Here is a 17,480-nt window from a genome sequence, read left to right as displayed (position 1 = left end):
GACAGGAAGGGACGCATCATGGATGGTGTCATCACGGCAGATGAGGTGCCGAACAGAGCCGACTGGAAGGTTGGCGTCGATATCGGCGGAACATTCATCGATTTCTGTGCGCTCGAAGCAAATTCCGGACGCCTCGCATCGCTAAAGGTGCTGACGACGCCGGAAGATCCTGGCGCCGAACTGATGACCGGTCTCGCCTTGCTGGCCGAGCGCGAAGGTTTTGACCCTGCCCATATGACGCGCTTCGTGCATGGCACGACCGTAGGCATCAACACCATCATCCAGCGCAAGGGCGCGCCGCTGGCCCTGTTCACCAATGCCGGCTTCGAGGACGTTATCGAACTCGCAAGGCTTCGCATGCCGGACATGTATTCGCTGTTCTGCTCGCGGCCGGACCCGTTGATCTCGCGCGACATGGTGTTCGGCATTCCGGTCCGCATGCGTGCCGATGGCAGTGAATCCCGGGCGCCGGACATGGCGGCTGTGGAGAGGGCGCTGGCAATGGCGAAGGCGAACGGGGCGCAAGGGATCATCGTGTCCTTCCTCCATTCCTGGCGCAACGCCGCGCAGGAAGCCTCCGTGAAGGCGGCGATAGCGCATCTTGCGCCCGAGCTCTTCGTCTTTTGCTCAGCCGAGGTGTGGCCGGTCATTCGCGAATACGAGCGCAGCTCCACCGCCATTCTCAACGGCTATGTCCATCCGCGTGTCTGTGGCTATCTGACGGCGCTGGAAGAGCGGCTGAAGGACCGAGGCGTGCCGGCCCGCCCCATGCTGACGAAATCGAACGGCGGGCTGATGAACTCTGCCGAAGGCAAGCACGCCTGCGTCAACATGCTGCTTTCGGGAACGGCTTCCGGCGTCATCGGCGCCTCGTGGTTGGCGCGTCAGGCAGGCGAAGACAGGATCCTTACCCTCGACATCGGCGGCACCTCGGCCGACTTCGCGCTCATCATCGACGGTGAGCCGCAGTTCGGCACAGGCGAACTGATCGGCGAATTTCCGCTCCATATCCCCTCCGTCTCGGTGAGCTCGATCGGCGTCGGCGGCGGTTCGATCGCAAGTGTCGATGCGCAAGGTGTGCTGCGGGTGGGGCCGGAGTCGGCCGGCTCGACGCCAGGACCAGCATGCTACGGCCGTGGCGGCGAGCGCGCGACGGTGACGGACGCCATGGTGGTGTGCGGATGGCTCGGCCACAGCGAGATGGCCTATGGCCAGCTCAGCATCGATACCGGACCGGCGCAGCGCGCTGTCGGCGAGCTTGCCGCCGGGCTCGGCCGCCCAGTCGAGCAGACCGCGCAGGCGATCCTCGACATCGCGGTGTCGGAAATGTTCGTCGATGTCGAGAAACTCGCCTCGCGCGCCGGCGTCGATTTGCGCGATTTCACGCTGATGCCCTTCGGCGGCGGCGGCCCCATGCTTGGCGCCTTCCTTGCCCGCGAACTCGGCATGAAGCGCGTCATGGCGCCCCGCCGCCCCGGCGTGGTGTCGGCGCTTGGCGGGCTGGTGGCTGATCTGCGCGGAGATTTCATTCGCACCATCTTCAGCCAGTTATCGGGCACATCGCTCCCCACAATCCGCGAGGCGTTCGAGACCCTGGCGCAAGAGGGCCGCGATTGGCTGGTGGCGCAGGGGCACAACGCGGCCGCGCAACTCACTCTGTCCTGCGACATGCGCTACATCGGGCAGAGCTATGAAATCGAGGTTGTGTTGTCGCCGGAATGGCTGGCGGACGCTAACGCCGCTGCCATCGCGGACGCCTTCCACCGCACCCATCAACGGCTCTACGATTTTCACGATCCGGATGGCGAGATCGAACTTGTGAATGTCCGGCTCTCCGCCGTAGGCGCGGGGCCGAAACTCTCCTTCCCGGAGATCGACGTGATCGCCGCCACGGCCATTCCGGCGCGTCGCCTCCCGGTCTATACGGGCGTGAGTGTCGAGACCATCGATCTCCACGACCGGCAGAGCCTCGCCCCGGGCAGCACGTTCCAAGGGCCTGCCGTGGTCGTTCAGGAAGACACAACCTTCGCTATTCCCGCGGGCGCGCAGGCAAGCGTCGACCGCCATCTCAACCTTCTGCTCACCTTCCCGGAGTGATGCCTTTGTTTGACCGCACAAACCTTCAGGTTCTGGCGAACCATGCCCGCGCGGCCGCCGAGAACATGGCCCACACGCTGCACCGCACCGCGCACTCCGCCTTCGTCAAGGAAACGCAGGACTTCACCGTGATGCTAATGGACCGTTCGGGGGCAACCTTCGCCGTCCCGATGGAACTCGGCGCCACCTGGTACCCTGGGCTTTCGTATCGCCGCGCCATTGCAATGGTGGACGACTACCGGCCGGGGGATGTTGCCTTCACCAACGATCCCTATTCCGGCTATGTCGCCACCCACGCGCCGGACACGCATCTGTGGAAGCCGGTCTTCGTCGATGGCGAGATCGTCGCCTGGAGCGGAGGCCACATCCACAACACCGACATGGGCGGAGCCGTGCCGGCTTCTCTCAGCCGGGCGCTGACCGAAATCCATCAGGAAGGCATCCGCTTTCCGCCCATGAAGCTGGTGAACGAGGGCGTCTTCGACGAGATGATCCTGCGGATCATGAGCACCAATGTGCGCAAGCCCGACCTCAACATCGGCGACATCAAGGCGCTGGTCGGCGCGCTCAACACCGGCGAGCGCAAGATCCAGGCAATGGTGAGGAAGTTCGGCAAGGCCGGCTTCATCGAAGGCGTTTCAGCTCTTCTCGACCAGGCGGAAGCGCAGGCGCGCGACGTGCTGCGCTCCATGCCCGACGGCAGATGGGAATTCGCGGACTATGCCGACGAGGATTCGGTGGAGGCCAATCCCTGCCGGCTGAAGTTGACGCTGACGATCAACGGCGACGAGGCGGTGCTCGATTTCACCGGCTCCGATCCGCAGCTCGGCTCTTCGCTCAACGTGCCCTCGGGCGGCGACCCGCGACACACCATGCTGCTGGTGGGCGTCTATTACGTGCTCTACACGCTCAATCCGAAGATCCTGCTCAACACGGGCCTCACCCGGCCGTTTACCTGCATCGCCCCCAAGGGTTCGGTTCTGAATCCGATATTCCCCGCTGCCGTGGGCATGCGCTCGCTCACCTGCGCCCGGTTGCGGTCGGTCATCTTCGGCGCCTTTTCGCTAGCAGTGCCGGAATGCCTGCCCGCGGCTCCTGCCGGCAACAATTGCATCGTCAACGTCATGACCACGGACGAGCGCACCAGCCGCACCGTCATCGCGGCGGTGAACCCCGTGGTGGGCGGCGGCGGCGCGATGCCGCATCGCGACGGGACCAACGGATCGGGCGCCGATGCCGCCTATCTCAAGAACACGCCGATCGAGATCACCGAGACCGAGATCCCGGTCGAATTCGTGAAATACGGACTCGCCAGGGACAGCGGCGGGGCGGGTCGCTGGCGCGGTGGGCTGGCGACCGAGATGGCCTTCCGCGTCTTTGCCCCCGATTCCAGGATCACGGCGCGCAACCGCGACCGCAGCTTCTTTCGTCCCTGGGGCGTGCTGGGCGGCAAGGCGGCGGGCTTGTCGGACATGGTTGTCAATCCGGGGACCGCGCACGAGCGGCGGCTGGGCAACATCGACACGGCGGTGCTGCAGCCTGGCGACGTGCTCGATATCCGCTCAGCCGGAGGTGGCGGGCGCGGCGATCCGCATCAACGCGAGCTCTGGCGGGTCGCGCAGGATGTGCGGCGCGGCTATGTGTCACCGATTGTTGCCGAGCGCGATTACGGCGTCGTCATTCGCGATGGCGAGGTCGACGAACAGGCGACCGCGAGGCTGCGCGCGGGGCATAAGCCGTCCGCCGGCCATTTTCATTTCGGTCCGGAGCGGGAAAGCTACGAAGCGCAGTGGACGCCAGTTGCTTACGACAGGCTCACCGCCATATTGAGGGACTTGCCGATCCATTGGCGGTTCTTCGCCAAGACCGAGATATTCCGTCGCATGAAGGGGCGCTCGGGGTCGGAAGGCGTCCAGGCGGCGTTCGATGCGGTCTGTGAACGGTTCCCCGAACTGCCCCGTCCTCGCCCCGTGCAAGAGGCCGCGGAATGATCACCGCCGGCCGCATCGTCCGGCTGGCCGAGCGCGACCGGGGGCAGCTGCATTTCTTCCTCGACGGCCAGATACGTAGTGCACTGGCGGGCGACACCGTGCTGACCGCGATGCTGGCATCAGGGCACGCCTTGCGAAAGTCCGAGTTCGGACCCGAGCCGCGGGCCGGGTTCTGCCTGATGGGGGCCTGCCAGGATTGCTGGGTATGGCAGGACGAGGGGCCGCGCGTGCGGGCGTGCTCGACACTTGTCACCGAAGGCATGCGGTTGCGCACAACGGAGCCGGAGAGCTGGCTGTGAACGAGTCATCGCCACGGATCGTGATCGTGGGCGCCGGTCCTGCCGGGATAAGGGCCGCCGCAGTCGTGGTCGAAGCCGGGTTCAACCCGCTGGTGATCGACGAAGGCCAGCGCGCTGGCGGGCAAATCTATCGCCGTCCGCCTGACGGGTTCACCCGCACGCCCGAGCAGCTCTACGGGTCCGAGGCTGCGAAGGCGCGCGCGCTGCATGTGCTCTTCGACCGGTTGGCCGAAGACGGGCGGCTCACCCATTGCGCGGGCAGCTCGCTCATCGCCGCGCATGGAGGCCGGCTGCACGTGCTGGGGGAGAGCGGCGTTCAGGTGATCTTCTATGACCGCCTGATCCTTGCCACCGGCGCGTCCGACCGTGTCGCGCCGGTCCCCGGCTGGCAGAGCGCCGGCGTCTACAGCCTTGGCGCGGCGCAGATCGCGCTCAAGGCGCAAGGCGTGGCGCTGGGGCGGCGGATCGTGTTGATTGGATCGGGGCCACTGCTGACGCTGGTCGGCGCCCAACTTGAAAAGGCTGGGGCGGACGTGGCGGCGGTTCTGGATACCTCCTCCTGGCGACAGCAGATGCGGGGGTTTTGGGGACTGGCCGCCCGGCCGGTTGTCGCGCTGCGCGGCCTGGCTCTGCGGGCGAGGCTCGGCGGCCGCTATCATGCGGGCGTTACGCTCGAGCGGATCGAGGCAGACGGGACGGGTGTCACAGCGATGCGCTGGCGCGACGCCGGCGGAAGGCAACGCCTCACTTCATGCGACATGATCGGCATGGGCTGGCACCTGCGGGCGGAGACCCATCTGGCCGATCTCGTGGGATGCGACTTCACCTATGACGAGCAGTGGCGGCAATGGCTGCCAAAGACCGACCGGATGGGTCGCGCCGGCAACGGCGTCTATCTGGCGGGTGATGGGGTTCGTCTTCTGGGAGCGGACGGCGCGGAGATCGCTGGGCGTCTTGCAGCTGCCGCATGCCTTGCCGATCTCGGACATCCAGCGCCCGCCGCCAGCACCGATCTGCGCAAGCTCGCGCGGCTCGAGCGCTTTGCCGGCGGTCTGGCTTGCAGCTTTCCCTGGCCGGCCGCCATGGTGCGGGCACTCTCTGACGACGCGGTCGTCTGCCGCTGCGAAAACGTGAATGCCTCAGCCATACGCGAGCGCGCGGGTTTCGGCGGCGGCGAGGCCAACAAGGTGAAATCGCTGTCTCGCGCCGGTATGGGGCGATGCCAGGGACGCTATTGTCACTTGGCCGCTGTCGAACTCGTCGCGGCGCAGGCCGGCTGCGCGCCTGACGCTGTCGGCCGGTTTCGCGGCCAGGCGCCCGTCCGGCCAGCGCCTATCGGCGCCTTTCTGCGCAACGGCTGATGCAATTGCGGAGGCCGCGCATGGATGAGGATCAGCTGCTAGAAATCGGCGACCTTGCCCCAGGACGAAGCGTCGAAGCGCCGGGGATCGTAGGATGTCGCATCGACGATCGGCTCCGAACCGGTCACCAGATCGGCGACGAGGTGCCCGGCGCCTGGCCCGATGCCGAAGCCGTGCCCCGAAAACCCGGCAGCCAGGAAGAAACCCGGAACGCTATGGATCTCACCGATGGCGGGCACGCCGTCCGGCGTGCTGTCGATGTAGCCGGCCCACGCCGCACTGATCTTGGTCTGGCGCAGTGCCGGCAGCAGCTCGAGCGCGCGGGCATGCGTCAGGCGAATGGTCGCCTGATCCGGAACCGGATCGAGGATGCGCATCCGCTCCATCGGCGTTGGCCGGTCGAGCCGCCAGCGCCGCAGCGCTTCGTGGCCCGAACGCATGCCTTGCAACCCGCCGGGCCCGAGGCTTCGCCAGCGCTTCAGCAACATGGGCAGGAACTGCGAGGAGAAACGCAGTTGCTGGGGCGTGACGTCCAGACGGCCACGTCCGCTTATGGCGAGCGTATAGCCACCATCGCTGCGACGCGTGGCCGAAATTCTTGCCGTGTGCAGCGCATCCGGCAGGCCCTCCGCGCCGGGGGAGACGGACAGGATGGAGGATCGGATCGATGCCTGTGGGAAGCGGAAACCGAACTGATGGCAGAAGGAGGAAGCCCAGGCGCCGCCGGCAAGAACCGCCAGCTTGGTGCGGATCGTTCCGTTTTCCGTGACCACGCCGCTCAGGCGGCCGCCCTCGGTCTCGATACCGCGCGCGGCGCAATTCTGGTGCACGGCGCCCCCGAGCTTGAGGATGGCGCGGGCGACCGCGGGCGCGGCTCGCGACGGATCGGCGGTGCCATCTGTCGGCGAGAAGACGCCGCCCGTCCAGGTCCGGCCCGTGGCGCGGCCCCGCTCGCTGGCCTCGGCGCTGTCAAGCATATGCGTGGTGACGTCGGCCGTTTTGGCGAAGTCACGCCAGCGCGCCCAGCCGGCCAGTTCCGCCTCGTCATTGCTGAGATAGAGCAGCCCGCAGCGGCGGAAGCCGGTGTCCTCGCTGGTTTCCTCTGCAAAGCGCTCCCAAAGATCGAGGCTTCGCGTCGCCATCGGCAGCTCGCGGGCATCGCGGTTCTGCTGGCGGCACCATCCCCAGTTCCTGCTCGATTGCTCGGCGCCGATGCGTCCCTTTTCGACAAGCGCAACCTGCATGCCGCGCCTTGCCAGATAGTAGGCGGCGAAGACACCGACGATGCCACCGCCGATCACCACCGCGTCCGCGGACTGAGGCAGTTCGCCAGATGTCTCGATTTGCTGCAGCGGCGCGGGCATGGTCTTCTCTGCTTCGACGCTCCAATCTAGCGCTTTGCGCAGGCCGCCGCTGCTGCAGTTGAGGCCGAGGCAGAATTTTATTCTGGCAGCTCCAGCGGAATCGGGAGTCCCTGCCATTCAGCGCGTATCCGCTCGGATGGACAGGCCACCGGGCTGTGGTAGTGTCAAAGCTTATTGCCAGGACAGCAGATCGTGCTGTGGCGTGCTTCTTCGGAGACGGCCATGAAACTGGATCGGATCGACATCAAAATTCTGCACGAATTGCAGAAGAACGGCCGCATCACCAATGTGGAACTGGCCGATCTGGTGCATCTGTCGCCGAGCCCTTGCCTGATGCGGGTGAAGAAACTCCAGTCGGAAGGCTACATCGAAGGCTATTCCGCGCAGATCAATATCGGCAAGCTCGGCCAGATGCTGACCGTATTCACCGAAATCACCTTGAGGAACCACCGCCAGGTGGACTTCGCCCGCTTTCTCGCCGTCGTGGAGAAGATCGATCAGGTCATCGAATGCCACCTCGTGTCGGGCGGCTACGATTATTTGATGAAATTCGTGACTGCCGGCATCGGCGAGTACCAGACGATCATGGAACGGCTGACCGACATGGATATCGGCATCGACAAGTATTTCAGCTTCGTCGTGCTGAAGTCACCCATCGTCAAGGCGCACATGCCGCTGCCCAGCCTGTTTCCGAGGTAGTCACCGGCGACCGCGCCGCGCCGCGCTTGTCGCCTGCAGTCCGCTACAAGGTGTCCGGTCGCAAGATCGGGTGCAGTGCTTTTAATTCGGCTTGCATCTCGGCGATCATCCAGGCGCAGATATCGGAAACGACAGGCCGTATCGGTCTTGAGCGCGGTGCAATCAGCTGATGGATCCGGCCCGTCTTGATCTGCCTGTCCGAAGCCGGGACAAGGGTTCCCTGAAGCAACGCCCTTGAAACGTTGCTGAGCCAGCCGAGCGCCACGCCTTCGCCGTTCATCGCGGCTTGAAGCACGACCGCGTAGTCCGAGAATTCGAGCCACTTTGCCCGGCTGGTCTTGCGGTCCGCCACACTGCCCCAGGCGTCCAGCCACTGCTCCTTGGCGTCGGTCAGGTGAAGCAGGGCATGACCTTCCCCGGTTCCGGCATGGATCAACCGACCGTGGGCGGACAAATAGGATGGGCTGCACACCGGAACGATGATTTCCGGCGAGAATGCCCAGTGGTGATAGTGGGTGTCGTCATCCGCCAGGATTCTCGTGGCAAGGTCGACAGTCTCGGCTGGTCCTCGCAGAACGCCCGCGATCAGTTCGAACCTCAGGTCGACGTCAGGAAACCGCGTGTTGAACGCCCCTAACCTGGGAACGAACCAATATGTTGCCAGAGAACTCGAAAGGGAAAGGGTGACCACCGGCTTTGCAGCGCTGTTTTGCTTGATTCTCCGGATCACCTCCGCGATGCCGTCAAATCCCTCCCGCACAGCCGAATAGAGGGCACGTCCGTCCGGGGTCGGGGTCAACCCCGCTGGACCCCGCGTGAAAAGAGGAACACCAAAATCGGCCTCGAGCTGGGCGATGCTACGGCTGATCGATGGTTGCGTGACGTTGAACTCGCGCGCCGCGGCCGTGAAGCTACCCGACCGGACGGCAGCTTCGAAGACAAGCAGTCCGCGCGCGGAAGGAACGAGTTTTGCAAAACCAGCCATACGCCCAGCGTATAGGTACCCAAACAATTTTCAAGCTTTCTATGGTTCTGGAAATGGCGAACTATAACCCTCATGAATGGGGTGGAGCAGGACGTGAAGATAGCGGCATCTCAAGCAGGCAGCATGTCCGGCGATCCTCTGCTTCAGCCGTTTCGGCTCAAGGGCCTGACGCTGCGCAACCGTGTGATCAGCACCAGTCACGCTTCGATGCTGGACGATGGCGGCCTGCCGCTCGAGCGCTACCAGCGCTACCACGAGGAGAAAGCGCGCGGCGGCCTGGCGATGACCATGGTGGGCGGATCGGCCATGACGTCGCCCGACTCGAGTTGGGGCGGCGGTCAGTTGAACCTTTCGACCGATGACATCGTGCCTCATCTCCAGTCGCTGTCGCAGCGAGTGCATCGTCACGGCGCTGCCGTCATGTGCCAGGTCTCGCACCTTGGCCGGCGCGCAACCGCCTATGCCGGGAACTGGCTGCCGCCGGTGGCGCCATCGCGCGTTCGCGAGACGCGAAACCGGAATTTTCCGAAGGAGATGGACGCCGCCGACATAGACAGGATCATTAAGGATTACGCCAGTGCCGCCAGGCGCTGCGTTGACGGCGATCTCGATGGCGTCGAAACCGTCACGGGGGGGCATCTGATCGGTCAATTCCTCTCGCTCAGAACCAACAGGCGCACGGATGGCTTCGGCGGCTCGCTGGAAAACCGCGCGCGCTTTGGCCTGATGGTTCACGAGGCGATCCGCCGCGCGGTGGGCGACGATTTCGCTGTCGGCATCAGGTTCGTGATCGACGAGGCGGTCGACGACGGGTCGGATTTCGAGGAATGCCTTGCCTTCGCCAGGCTGTTCGAGCGGGAAGGCCATGTCGACTTCTTCAATTGCATCTTTGGCCGCATGGACACCGACCTGTCGCTGGCTGAGCAGAACATGCCCGGCATGTTCAGCCCGAGCGCGCCGTTCTTGCCGCTGGTTGGACAGTTCAAACGGGAAACCAGGCTGCCCGTGATCCACGCCGCAGGCATCCGGGACATAGCGACGGCGCGGCATGCCATCCGCGAGAACCTTGTCGATCTGGTCGGCATGACCCGGGCGCATATTGCCGACCCGCATATCGTCAACAAGGTGATGCGCGGCGAAGAAGAACGCATTCGCCCGTGTGTAGGCGCGTCCTACTGCCTGTACAAGAAGGTGCAATGCATTCACAACCCGGCCAGCGGCCATGAAACGATCATCAGCCATACCATCGTGCGGGCCGAGACGCCGAAACGGGTGGTCGTGGTCGGCGGTGGTCCGGGTGGGATGGAAGCGGCAAGGGTCGCCGCCGAGCGTGGCCACAGAGTGAGCCTGCTCGAAGCCGGAGCACGACTTGGTGGGCAGGTGCTCGTCGCGGCCTCGGCGTCCGATCGCAAGGATCTCATCGGCATAGTCGACTGGCGTACCGACGAACTCGCTCGCCTGGGCGTGGAAGTCCGTCTCAACACCTATGCGGACGCAGAAATCGTCCTTGCCGCGAAACCCGACGCGGTCATCGTCGCCACCGGCGGCGTTCCCGATATGGAAAGGCTGGAGGGCGCCGAACATTGCGACAGCGTCTGGGACGTCCTGACCGGGGTCGTGCCGGCGAAGGACGATGTGCTCATCTACGATGAGACCGGACGCCAGGCCGCAGTTTCCTGCGCCCTGCATCTTGCCCAACATGGGCGGGTGGTCAGCCTGGCCATAGCGGACGACACGATGGCGATCGAAACGCCCTATCCGGACCGGGTGAGTTTCCGCAAACGCGCCTCGGAACGCGGCATCCGGGTCGTCAGCGATGTGCGCCTGGTCAAGGCAGCGCGCCAAGGCAACGGCATCGCCGCCACGTTCCGGCATGAGCTCACCGGTGCGGAAACGGAAATGACGGCAGCCCAACTCATTGTCGAGCGCGGTACGGTGCCCATGGAGGACACCTACCAGGATTTGCGTGCGCGCTCAGCCAACAACGGCGTCACCGACATAGCACTGATGACGGGAACGGAAACTAAGGGAGACAATGGTCCCCAAGCTGCCGGATCATTCGTCTTGCACCGCATTGGAGACGCGGTTGCCAGCAGGGACATCTACTCGTCGATCTATGAGGCCTACCGGCTCTGCTCGCAATTGTAGACGGGGTCATGAAACTCGATCGGATTGACATCAAGATCCTCTACGAGCTGCAGAAGAACGGCCGCATCACAAATGTGGAATTGGCGGAACGGGTCAATCTCTCCCCCAGCCCCTGTCTGATGCGGGTAAAGAAGCTGCATGCCGAAGGCTATATCGTGCGCTATTCGGCGCAGATCGACATCGCAAAGCTGGGGCGGACGCTCACCGTCTTCACGGAAATCACGCTCAAGAACCATCGCCAGATCGACTTCGCGCGTTTCCTTGCCGCCATCGATAAAGTTGATGCGGCGGTCGAATGCCACCGCGTTTCCGCCCGTTATGACTATTTGATGAAATTCGTGGCCGCCGGCATCGGCGAGTACCAGGAGATCATGGAGCGGCTGAGCGACATGGATATCGGCATCGACAAGTATTTCAGCTTCGTGGTGCTGAAATCTCCCATCGTCAAGGCGCACATGCCGTTGCCCAGCCTGTTCCCGATGTAGTCAGAGCGACTCACCGTTTCCGTAAAATGCTGAGCCGCTCTAGCGATGGCCGTACTGGCTGACCAGTTCGGGGTCGCGGACGAGGCCATCGAGCCAGGTCGGGTCAAGCTTCGGCACGGAGGAGAACAGAAGCTTGGAGTAGGGGTGGGTGGGCGCCTGCAGTCTGTCGGGCGTGATCTGCTCCATCCGCTCGCCATTGTACATGACCATGATTTCGTCGCAGATCGCTTCGACGACGGAGAGGTCGTGGCTGATGAAAATGTAGGAAAGGCCCAACTCGCGCTGCAACTCCTTGAGCAGTTCGATCACGGCGGCCGCCACCACCGTGTCGAGCGCCGAAGTGATTTCGTCGCAGATGATCAGCTTGGGGTCGGCCGCCAGAGCGCGCGCGAAATTCACGCGCTGCTTCTGGCCGCCCGAGAGTTCCGACGGGCGCCGGTAGCGCAGCGTCCTGGGCAGGCGAACCATGTCGAGCAGTTCGTCGACGCGCTTCGAGCGCGCCTGCCTGTCGAGTCGGTGATAGAAGGCCAGCGGCCGCGCAATGATGTCCTCCACCGGCTTGGCCGGATTGAGCGCGGTATCGGCATACTGGAACACGATCTGCATCTCGCGCAGCTGGTCCTGGCTGCGCTTCCCTGCGGCGCGCTGCAATTCCTTGCCGTCGAATATGATATCGCCGGCCGCCGCCGGATGGATGCCGGCGATGACGCGCGCGAGCGTCGATTTTCCGCAGCCGGATTCGCCTATGATGCCGAGGTTGCGCCCCTTCTCGACGACTAGGCTTACGGAATCGACAGCGCGGATGAGAGGCAGCCCGTCATCCCGCACCGCGCCATAACCTGCCGTCACATTGTCGATGCGCAGCAACGGCTTCGCGCCGGCATCTGCGTCCGCATGCGCTTGCCTCGGCTTCGGCTCGAAGGCAGCCAGCAGTTCGCGCGTATAGGGGTGCTGGGCGGCCGAAAGAATCTGAGCCGTGGTGCCGGTCTCCTGCACTTCGCCGCCCTTCAGCACCACAATGCGGTCGGCGATCTGGGCGACGACCGCGAGGTCGTGGGACACGTAGACCCCTGCTATTCCGCCCGCCCGCATGACCGACTTGAATGCCTTCAGCACGTCGATCTGCGTCGTCACGTCGAGTGCAGTCGTCGGCTCGTCGAAGATAATCAGCTTGGGATCGCCGATGAGCGCCATGGCCGCCGACAGCCTCTGCAATTGTCCGCCCGAAACCTGGTGCGGATAACGCGCGCCGATTCCTTCCGGATCCGGTAGCGACAAGGCCCGGAACAGCTCGACCGCTCGCTTTCGCGCCTGCTCGGGCGGCATCAGCCTGTGGATGCGCGTAACCTCGATCACCTGCTCCATGATGGTGGACGAGGGGTTGAAGGAGGCGGCGGCACTTTGCGGAACATAGGCAATGTCGGTGCCTCGCAACCTGGCCCGCTGCTTTTCGGAAAGTGCGGCCATGTTCTTGCCGTTGACATTGATCTCACCGCCGGTGATCCGGCAGCCCGGCCGTGCGTGGCCCATGAGTGAGAGCGCCACCGTTGTCTTGCCGGAGCCGCTTTCGCCGATCAGGGCGACGATCTCGCCATCGGCGATGTGGAGGCTGACGCCCTTGATGATTTCGACGACGCGTCCGGCGTCGGTCGTCGCCTCGATCCTCAGGTTCCTGACCTCGACGAGATTGGTCATGCGTCCCTGTCCCTGATCTTCTGCGGCAGGTTGTCGATCAGCAGGTTGACGCTGATGGTGAGGCTGGCGATCGCCAGCGACGGCACGATGACGGCGGGAGCCCCGAAGGGCAGGCCACCTATGTTCTCGCGCACCAGCGCGCCCCAGTCGGCGAGCGGCGGCTGCAGGCCGAGCCCGAGGAAGGACAGGCCGGAGAGCAAGAGCACGATGAAGACGAAGCGCAGACCGAAGTCGGCCAGAACCGGGCGGATGATATTGGGCAGGATCTCGGACCCGATGAGATAGGCGGTGCTTTCGCCGCGCACGCGAGCGACGGTCATGAAGTCCATGGTGTTGACGTTGACGGCGAGCGCCCGCGCGAAGCGGTAGGCGCCCGGAATATAGATGACGGAGAGGGTCATGATCAGCGCCGGGATCGACGAGCCGACCGCGGCGACGACCACAAGACCGAACAGCTTGCTGGGTATCGAGTTCATGGCGTCGAGGAAGCGGCTGAGGCAGGTGTCGAACCAGCCACCGGTGACGGCCGCGACCATCCCCAGCACCACGCCCGAGAAGCAGGCGATAACAACGGCGGCGAGCGATATGCCGACGGTGTAACGCGCGCCCATCAGCACTCGTGAGAGCATATCGCGGCCCAGATAGTCGGAGCCGAGCCATAGCCCCTGACGCATCGGGCCGAAATAATCGTCGTCGACGATGTCGCCGATCGAATGGGGAATAATGGTGGGCGCGAAGATGGCGATCAGCGTCCACGCCACGATGACCAGCGAGGCCACGACGCCCACGAGATTGTAGCTGTGGCCCAGGAAGGACCGTCGGGAAGCTGCCACGCGCGCCATCGTCACCTGAGCCTCGGGTTGGACATGATGGCGATGATGTCGGCGACCGTGATGAGGAGAAGGTAGCCGAGGCAGAAGATCATCGCGCAGCTCTGGATCAGCGGCAGGTCGCGGGTCGCGACCGCATCGACCATCAGCTTGGCGATGCCGGGATAGTTGAAGATCGTCTCCACGATGATGACGCCGCCAACCAGATAGGACAGCGACAACGCAACCGCGTTGACGATCGGCCCGAGCGCATTGGGAAGCGCATGTTTGAGCACCATGCGGCTGCGTGAGGCGCCTTTGAGAAGCGCCATCTCGACATAAGGCGTGGAGAGCGTTTCGATCACCGCGGCGCGGGTCATGCGGATCATCTGGGCGGAGATGACGAAGGTCAGCGTGATCACCGGCATTGCATAGATGCGTACGAGGTCGGTCAGCGAATGCGCCTCGTTGACCGAGGACAGCGCCGGCAGCCATTTGAGGTAAACGGCGAAAAGCAGGACCGCGAGGGTCGCGACCATGAATTCCGGCACGGAGATGATGCCGATCGAAAGAATGGTGACGGTGCGGTCGTAGAGAGAACCGCGCAACGTGGCGGCGGTGATGCCGAGCGTCAGCGCCAGCGGCACCGAAAGCAGTGTGGTGATGCCGGCCAGCTTCATGGTGTTGACGAAGCGCCCGCCGATCAGCGCCGCGACCGGCATCTCGTTGGCATAGGACGTGCCGAGATCGCCGTGGAGCAGGCCGATAAGCCAGCGCAGGAAGCGCAGGATTGCCGGATCGTTGAGATGCATGGCCTCGCGCAGACCAGCGACGGCTTCCGGAGTCGCCGCCTGGCCGAGCAGGATCGACGCGGTGTCGCCGGGCAGCATGCTGGTGGCGAAAAAAACGGCGAACAGCACGATCAAAAGCGTGACGACCGCGATCGCCAGCCGCTTCAGCACGAGGTTTAGAACCCCAGACGTCATGGAAGCGCTCCTGCGGTTGCGTTCGGCCAAGCCATGTTGCGCAATTAAGGTGCCAGGGACTGGCTGTCCGGTCCCTGGCAGGCGCCTCTCAGGCTTCGAGCCAGAGGTATTCCGCCATTGCGTAGCCCATCATGCCACCGAGTGGGTTCGCCTCCAAACCCTTCACCTTGCTGGAGAGGGCATCAACGTTGGAAATGTAAGCCGGGATGATGGTGCCGGCCTCCTCGGAGACCATGGTCTGCATCTGGCCGTAGATTTCCTTGCGCTTGGCCTGGTCGAGCGAACCGCGCGCCTCGACGAGCAGCTTGTCGAATTTCTCGGACTTGTACTGGCTTTCGTTCCACGGCGCGTTCGAAGCGTAGAGGAGCGAGAACAAGATGTCCGGCGTCGGCCGCGGATTGATGTTGCCGAAATGGACCGGCGCCTTGAGCCAGTAATTGTCCCAGTAGCCGTCGGACGGGACGCGCTGGACATCGAGCTTCATGCCGATCTCGGCACCGGCAGCCTGGACGATCGTCGCCATGTCGATCGAAGAGGTCGCGGCATCGGAGGCGATCACGGGGATGGACTGGCCGAGCAAGCCCGACTTCTGGAAGTGGAACTTGGCCTTGTCCGGGTCGAAGGCTTTCGGCTTGAGGTCGGTATTGTGGAAGATGTTCGCCGGCGAGACGGGCTGGTCGTTGCCGATTTCACCGAGGCCGCGCAACGCCGATTTGACGATCTGCTCTCGGTTGACGAGATTTTTCATGCCGGCGACGAAATCGGCCTTGCTGCCCGGATCCATGTCGAGCCGGATGTTGAGGTCGGTATAGTTGCCCGAGGTCGTCTTCGACAATTCGAAGCCTTGCTGGCCGCCGATGAGCTTCATGGCGCGCGGATTGATCGAGGCGGCGAAATTGATGTCGCCAGACAAGAGCGCGTTCACGCGGGCGCTGTCGTCGCTGATAGCGATGAATTCGAACGAGTCGAGATAGGGCTTGCCCGACTTCCAATAGTTCTTGTTCTTGGTAACGACCGACCGCACGCCCGGTTCGAACGTTTGGAGCACGAAGGCGCCAGTGCCATTGCCCTTGGAGAAGTCAGTGGTGCCGTCCGCCACGATCATGAAGTGATGCAGCGACAGGATGGTCGGAAGGTCGGCATTCGGATCGGCGAGCGTGATTTCGACGGTCGACTTGTCGACTGCCTTGAAGCCGGTCATCTGCGCGGCGATCTTGGCGACCTTGGAACCGATCGCCGGATCGAGATGGCGCTTCAGCGAGAAGACGACGTCGTCGGCGGTGAGATCCTTGCCGTCGTGGAACGTGACGCCCTTGCGCAGCTTCACCGTCCAGGTCTTGGCGTCCTTGCTGTCGAAGCTCTCGGCCATCTCCATCTGCGTGACGCCGTCCTTGTCGAGGAACGTCAGCCGGTTGTAGAGCGAGCAGCAGCGGACATAGTCGGTGGAAAGCGACGCTTTTGCCGGATCGAGCGTGTCGGCGGTCGAGGACGACCAGCCTGCTGCCTTGAACGTTCCGCCGGAAGCCGGCGTGGCGGCGACGGCATTCGTGGCGCGGCCGAGCACCGCGCTGCCCGCGGCAATCGCGGCGCCGCCGGCCAGCAGCATCTTGAGCAGTTCGCGGCGGCTCGCGCCCCGCCGAATGGCGTTTTCGACCATGGCATCGTCTGCTCTGGTCCAGTTCGAGATCTTGTCGGTCATATCATTCCCCTTTCTGTTTGTTGTTCCGGGTTGCTCGTCTTGTTGCGGCTTTCCGGGCTTGGGCTCAGGTTCGTTCCTTCTGGCTTTCCCGCACGGCCGCCGCCAATGCGGCCATTGAGGTGAAGTGGTGGTCCGGCACGGTGAAACGCTCCGGTTCGATCGTGCCGCCATAGCCCTTCTGGGCATGCCGGCGCTCGATCCAGCTATTGGTCATGCCAAGCGCTCGGGATATGCCAATGTCGTGGTACTGGCTTTGCGCGACGTGCAAGATGTCATCCTTGCTGTCGCCCCGGGAGGCCACGAAATCGAAGACCTTCTGGAAGAAGGCCGGCTCCGGTTTCTCGGTGCCGGTGTCGTCAGCGGTGAAGGTAGCGAAGAAGGGCGAACCGAGCTGCTTCTCGAAATGATCGAGCGCCCATCGCCGGGCATTGGTCATGGCGATCAGTCTGTGCGATTTCGCAAGCTCGGCCAATGCCGCCGCGCTGTCAGGAAAGCCTTGCCAGGCGCTGGCGGAGTCCCGCAGGCGCATGCCGTATCTCTCCTCGGACGGCAGGCCGAGCTGTGGCGCGATGACCATGTAGACACGTACGAGATCGTCGGGAAACAGGCTCGCATCGGGCATATAGCGGGCCTGCCGGTACAGAGCCAATGCCGCTTCGCCATCGATGGACACGCCAGCTTCGGCGGCAATCCCGGCCAGGCAAGTCGTGATGCCACCTTCGAAGTCGATCAGCGTGCCGACCACATCGAAGGTCATGTATTTGAATTCGCTAAAGCCCCTGGCCAAAATTTAGCTCTCCTCTGCGCAGGGCCGAATTACATCGTTCTGAACAGAACAAAATTGCGTGCTGTCCGGGGCGCT

General features: G+C 63.8%; 14 protein-coding genes. 7 read left to right on the top strand and 7 right to left on the bottom strand.

Annotated elements, in window-relative coordinates; translation table 11 throughout:
• Positions 1-18 precede the first annotated feature (18 nt).
• Genes NKG99_RS01980 through NKG99_RS01965 form a run of 4 tightly spaced genes read left to right on the top strand, consistent with a single transcriptional unit; the run spans position 19 to position 5,748 of the window.
• On the top strand, positions 19-2,097 hold the full coding sequence (locus NKG99_RS01980) for a hydantoinase/oxoprolinase family protein (protein WP_352863635.1): 2,079 nt from the start codon (positions 19-21) through the stop codon (positions 2,095-2,097).
• 5 nt (positions 2,098-2,102) lie between these two features.
• Positions 2,103-4,088, top strand: coding sequence for a hydantoinase B/oxoprolinase family protein (locus NKG99_RS01975; RefSeq protein ID WP_352863633.1), 1,986 nt, complete (start codon positions 2,103-2,105; stop codon positions 4,086-4,088).
• Entirely contained in the window at positions 4,085-4,387 is a 303-nt protein-coding gene (locus tag NKG99_RS01970) for a (2Fe-2S)-binding protein (protein ID WP_352863631.1), read from the top strand. The genes NKG99_RS01975 and NKG99_RS01970 overlap by 4 nt, the downstream gene beginning before the upstream one ends.
• Positions 4,378-5,748 (top strand): FAD-dependent oxidoreductase, encoded by a 1,371-nt coding sequence (locus tag NKG99_RS01965; RefSeq protein ID WP_502911033.1) that lies wholly within the window; start codon positions 4,378-4,380, stop codon positions 5,746-5,748. The genes NKG99_RS01970 and NKG99_RS01965 overlap by 10 nt, the downstream gene beginning before the upstream one ends.
• 38 nt (positions 5,749-5,786) lie before the next feature.
• Here the strand turns inward: NKG99_RS01965 and NKG99_RS01960 are convergent, their stop codons facing one another.
• Positions 5,787-7,112, bottom strand: coding sequence for an NAD(P)/FAD-dependent oxidoreductase (locus NKG99_RS01960; RefSeq protein ID WP_352863964.1), 1,326 nt, complete (start codon positions 7,110-7,112; stop codon positions 5,787-5,789).
• 222 nt (positions 7,113-7,334) lie between these two features.
• Between NKG99_RS01960 and NKG99_RS01955 the strand changes: the two genes are divergently transcribed.
• Positions 7,335-7,811 (top strand): Lrp/AsnC family transcriptional regulator, encoded by a 477-nt coding sequence (locus NKG99_RS01955; RefSeq protein WP_352863628.1) that lies wholly within the window; start codon positions 7,335-7,337, stop codon positions 7,809-7,811.
• A 43-nt stretch (positions 7,812-7,854) separates the two neighbouring features.
• On the opposite strand, the gene NKG99_RS01950 is transcribed toward NKG99_RS01955, so the two are convergent.
• On the bottom strand, positions 7,855-8,796 hold the full coding sequence (locus NKG99_RS01950; RefSeq protein ID WP_352863627.1) for a LysR substrate-binding domain-containing protein: 942 nt from the start codon (positions 8,794-8,796) through the stop codon (positions 7,855-7,857).
• 123 nt (positions 8,797-8,919) lie between these two features.
• Here NKG99_RS01950 and NKG99_RS01945 point away from each other — a divergent pair, with 123 nt between their 5' ends.
• Both NKG99_RS01945 and NKG99_RS01940 read left to right on the top strand, forming a co-directional pair.
• The gene (locus tag NKG99_RS01945) at positions 8,920-10,944 is read left to right on the top strand and encodes an oxidoreductase (RefSeq protein WP_352863625.1); all 2,025 of its coding nucleotides are present in this window, start codon (positions 8,920-8,922) and stop codon (positions 10,942-10,944) included.
• Positions 10,945-10,952: 8 nt separating this feature from the next.
• Positions 10,953-11,429 carry an Lrp/AsnC family transcriptional regulator gene (locus NKG99_RS01940; RefSeq protein ID WP_352863623.1) on the top strand — a complete coding sequence of 159 codons (477 nt, stop codon included), beginning with the start codon at positions 10,953-10,955 and terminating at the stop codon, positions 11,427-11,429.
• 39 nt (positions 11,430-11,468) lie between these two features.
• Here the strand turns inward: NKG99_RS01940 and NKG99_RS01935 are convergent, their stop codons facing one another.
• From NKG99_RS01935 to NKG99_RS01915, 5 genes are all read right to left on the bottom strand, one after another.
• On the bottom strand, positions 11,469-13,124 hold the full coding sequence (locus tag NKG99_RS01935) for an ABC transporter ATP-binding protein (RefSeq protein WP_352863621.1): 1,656 nt from the start codon (positions 13,122-13,124) through the stop codon (positions 11,469-11,471).
• A complete protein-coding gene (locus NKG99_RS01930) occupies positions 13,121-13,966 on the bottom strand; it encodes an ABC transporter permease (RefSeq protein ID WP_352863619.1) in 846 nt (281 codons plus the stop codon). The genes NKG99_RS01935 and NKG99_RS01930 overlap by 4 nt, the downstream gene beginning before the upstream one ends.
• A 2-nt stretch (positions 13,967-13,968) precedes the next feature.
• On the bottom strand, positions 13,969-14,919 hold the full coding sequence (locus NKG99_RS01925; protein ID WP_352863617.1) for an ABC transporter permease: 951 nt from the start codon (positions 14,917-14,919) through the stop codon (positions 13,969-13,971).
• 88 nt (positions 14,920-15,007) lie between these two features.
• Positions 15,008-16,618, bottom strand: a complete 1,611-nt coding sequence (locus NKG99_RS01920) for an ABC transporter substrate-binding protein (protein ID WP_352863615.1) — start codon at positions 16,616-16,618, stop codon at positions 15,008-15,010.
• Between the two features lie 64 nt (positions 16,619-16,682).
• Entirely contained in the window at positions 16,683-17,375 is a 693-nt protein-coding gene (locus NKG99_RS01915; protein ID WP_502913053.1) for an HAD-IA family hydrolase, read from the bottom strand.
• Positions 17,376-17,480 lie beyond the last annotated feature (105 nt).

This window comes from Mesorhizobium sp. M1409, from assembly GCF_040317535.1.
Lineage (GTDB): Bacteria > Pseudomonadota > Alphaproteobacteria > Rhizobiales > Rhizobiaceae > Mesorhizobium.
The sequence above is the reverse complement of the archived record's forward strand: the minus strand, read 5'-3'. Positions and strand labels throughout refer to the sequence as shown.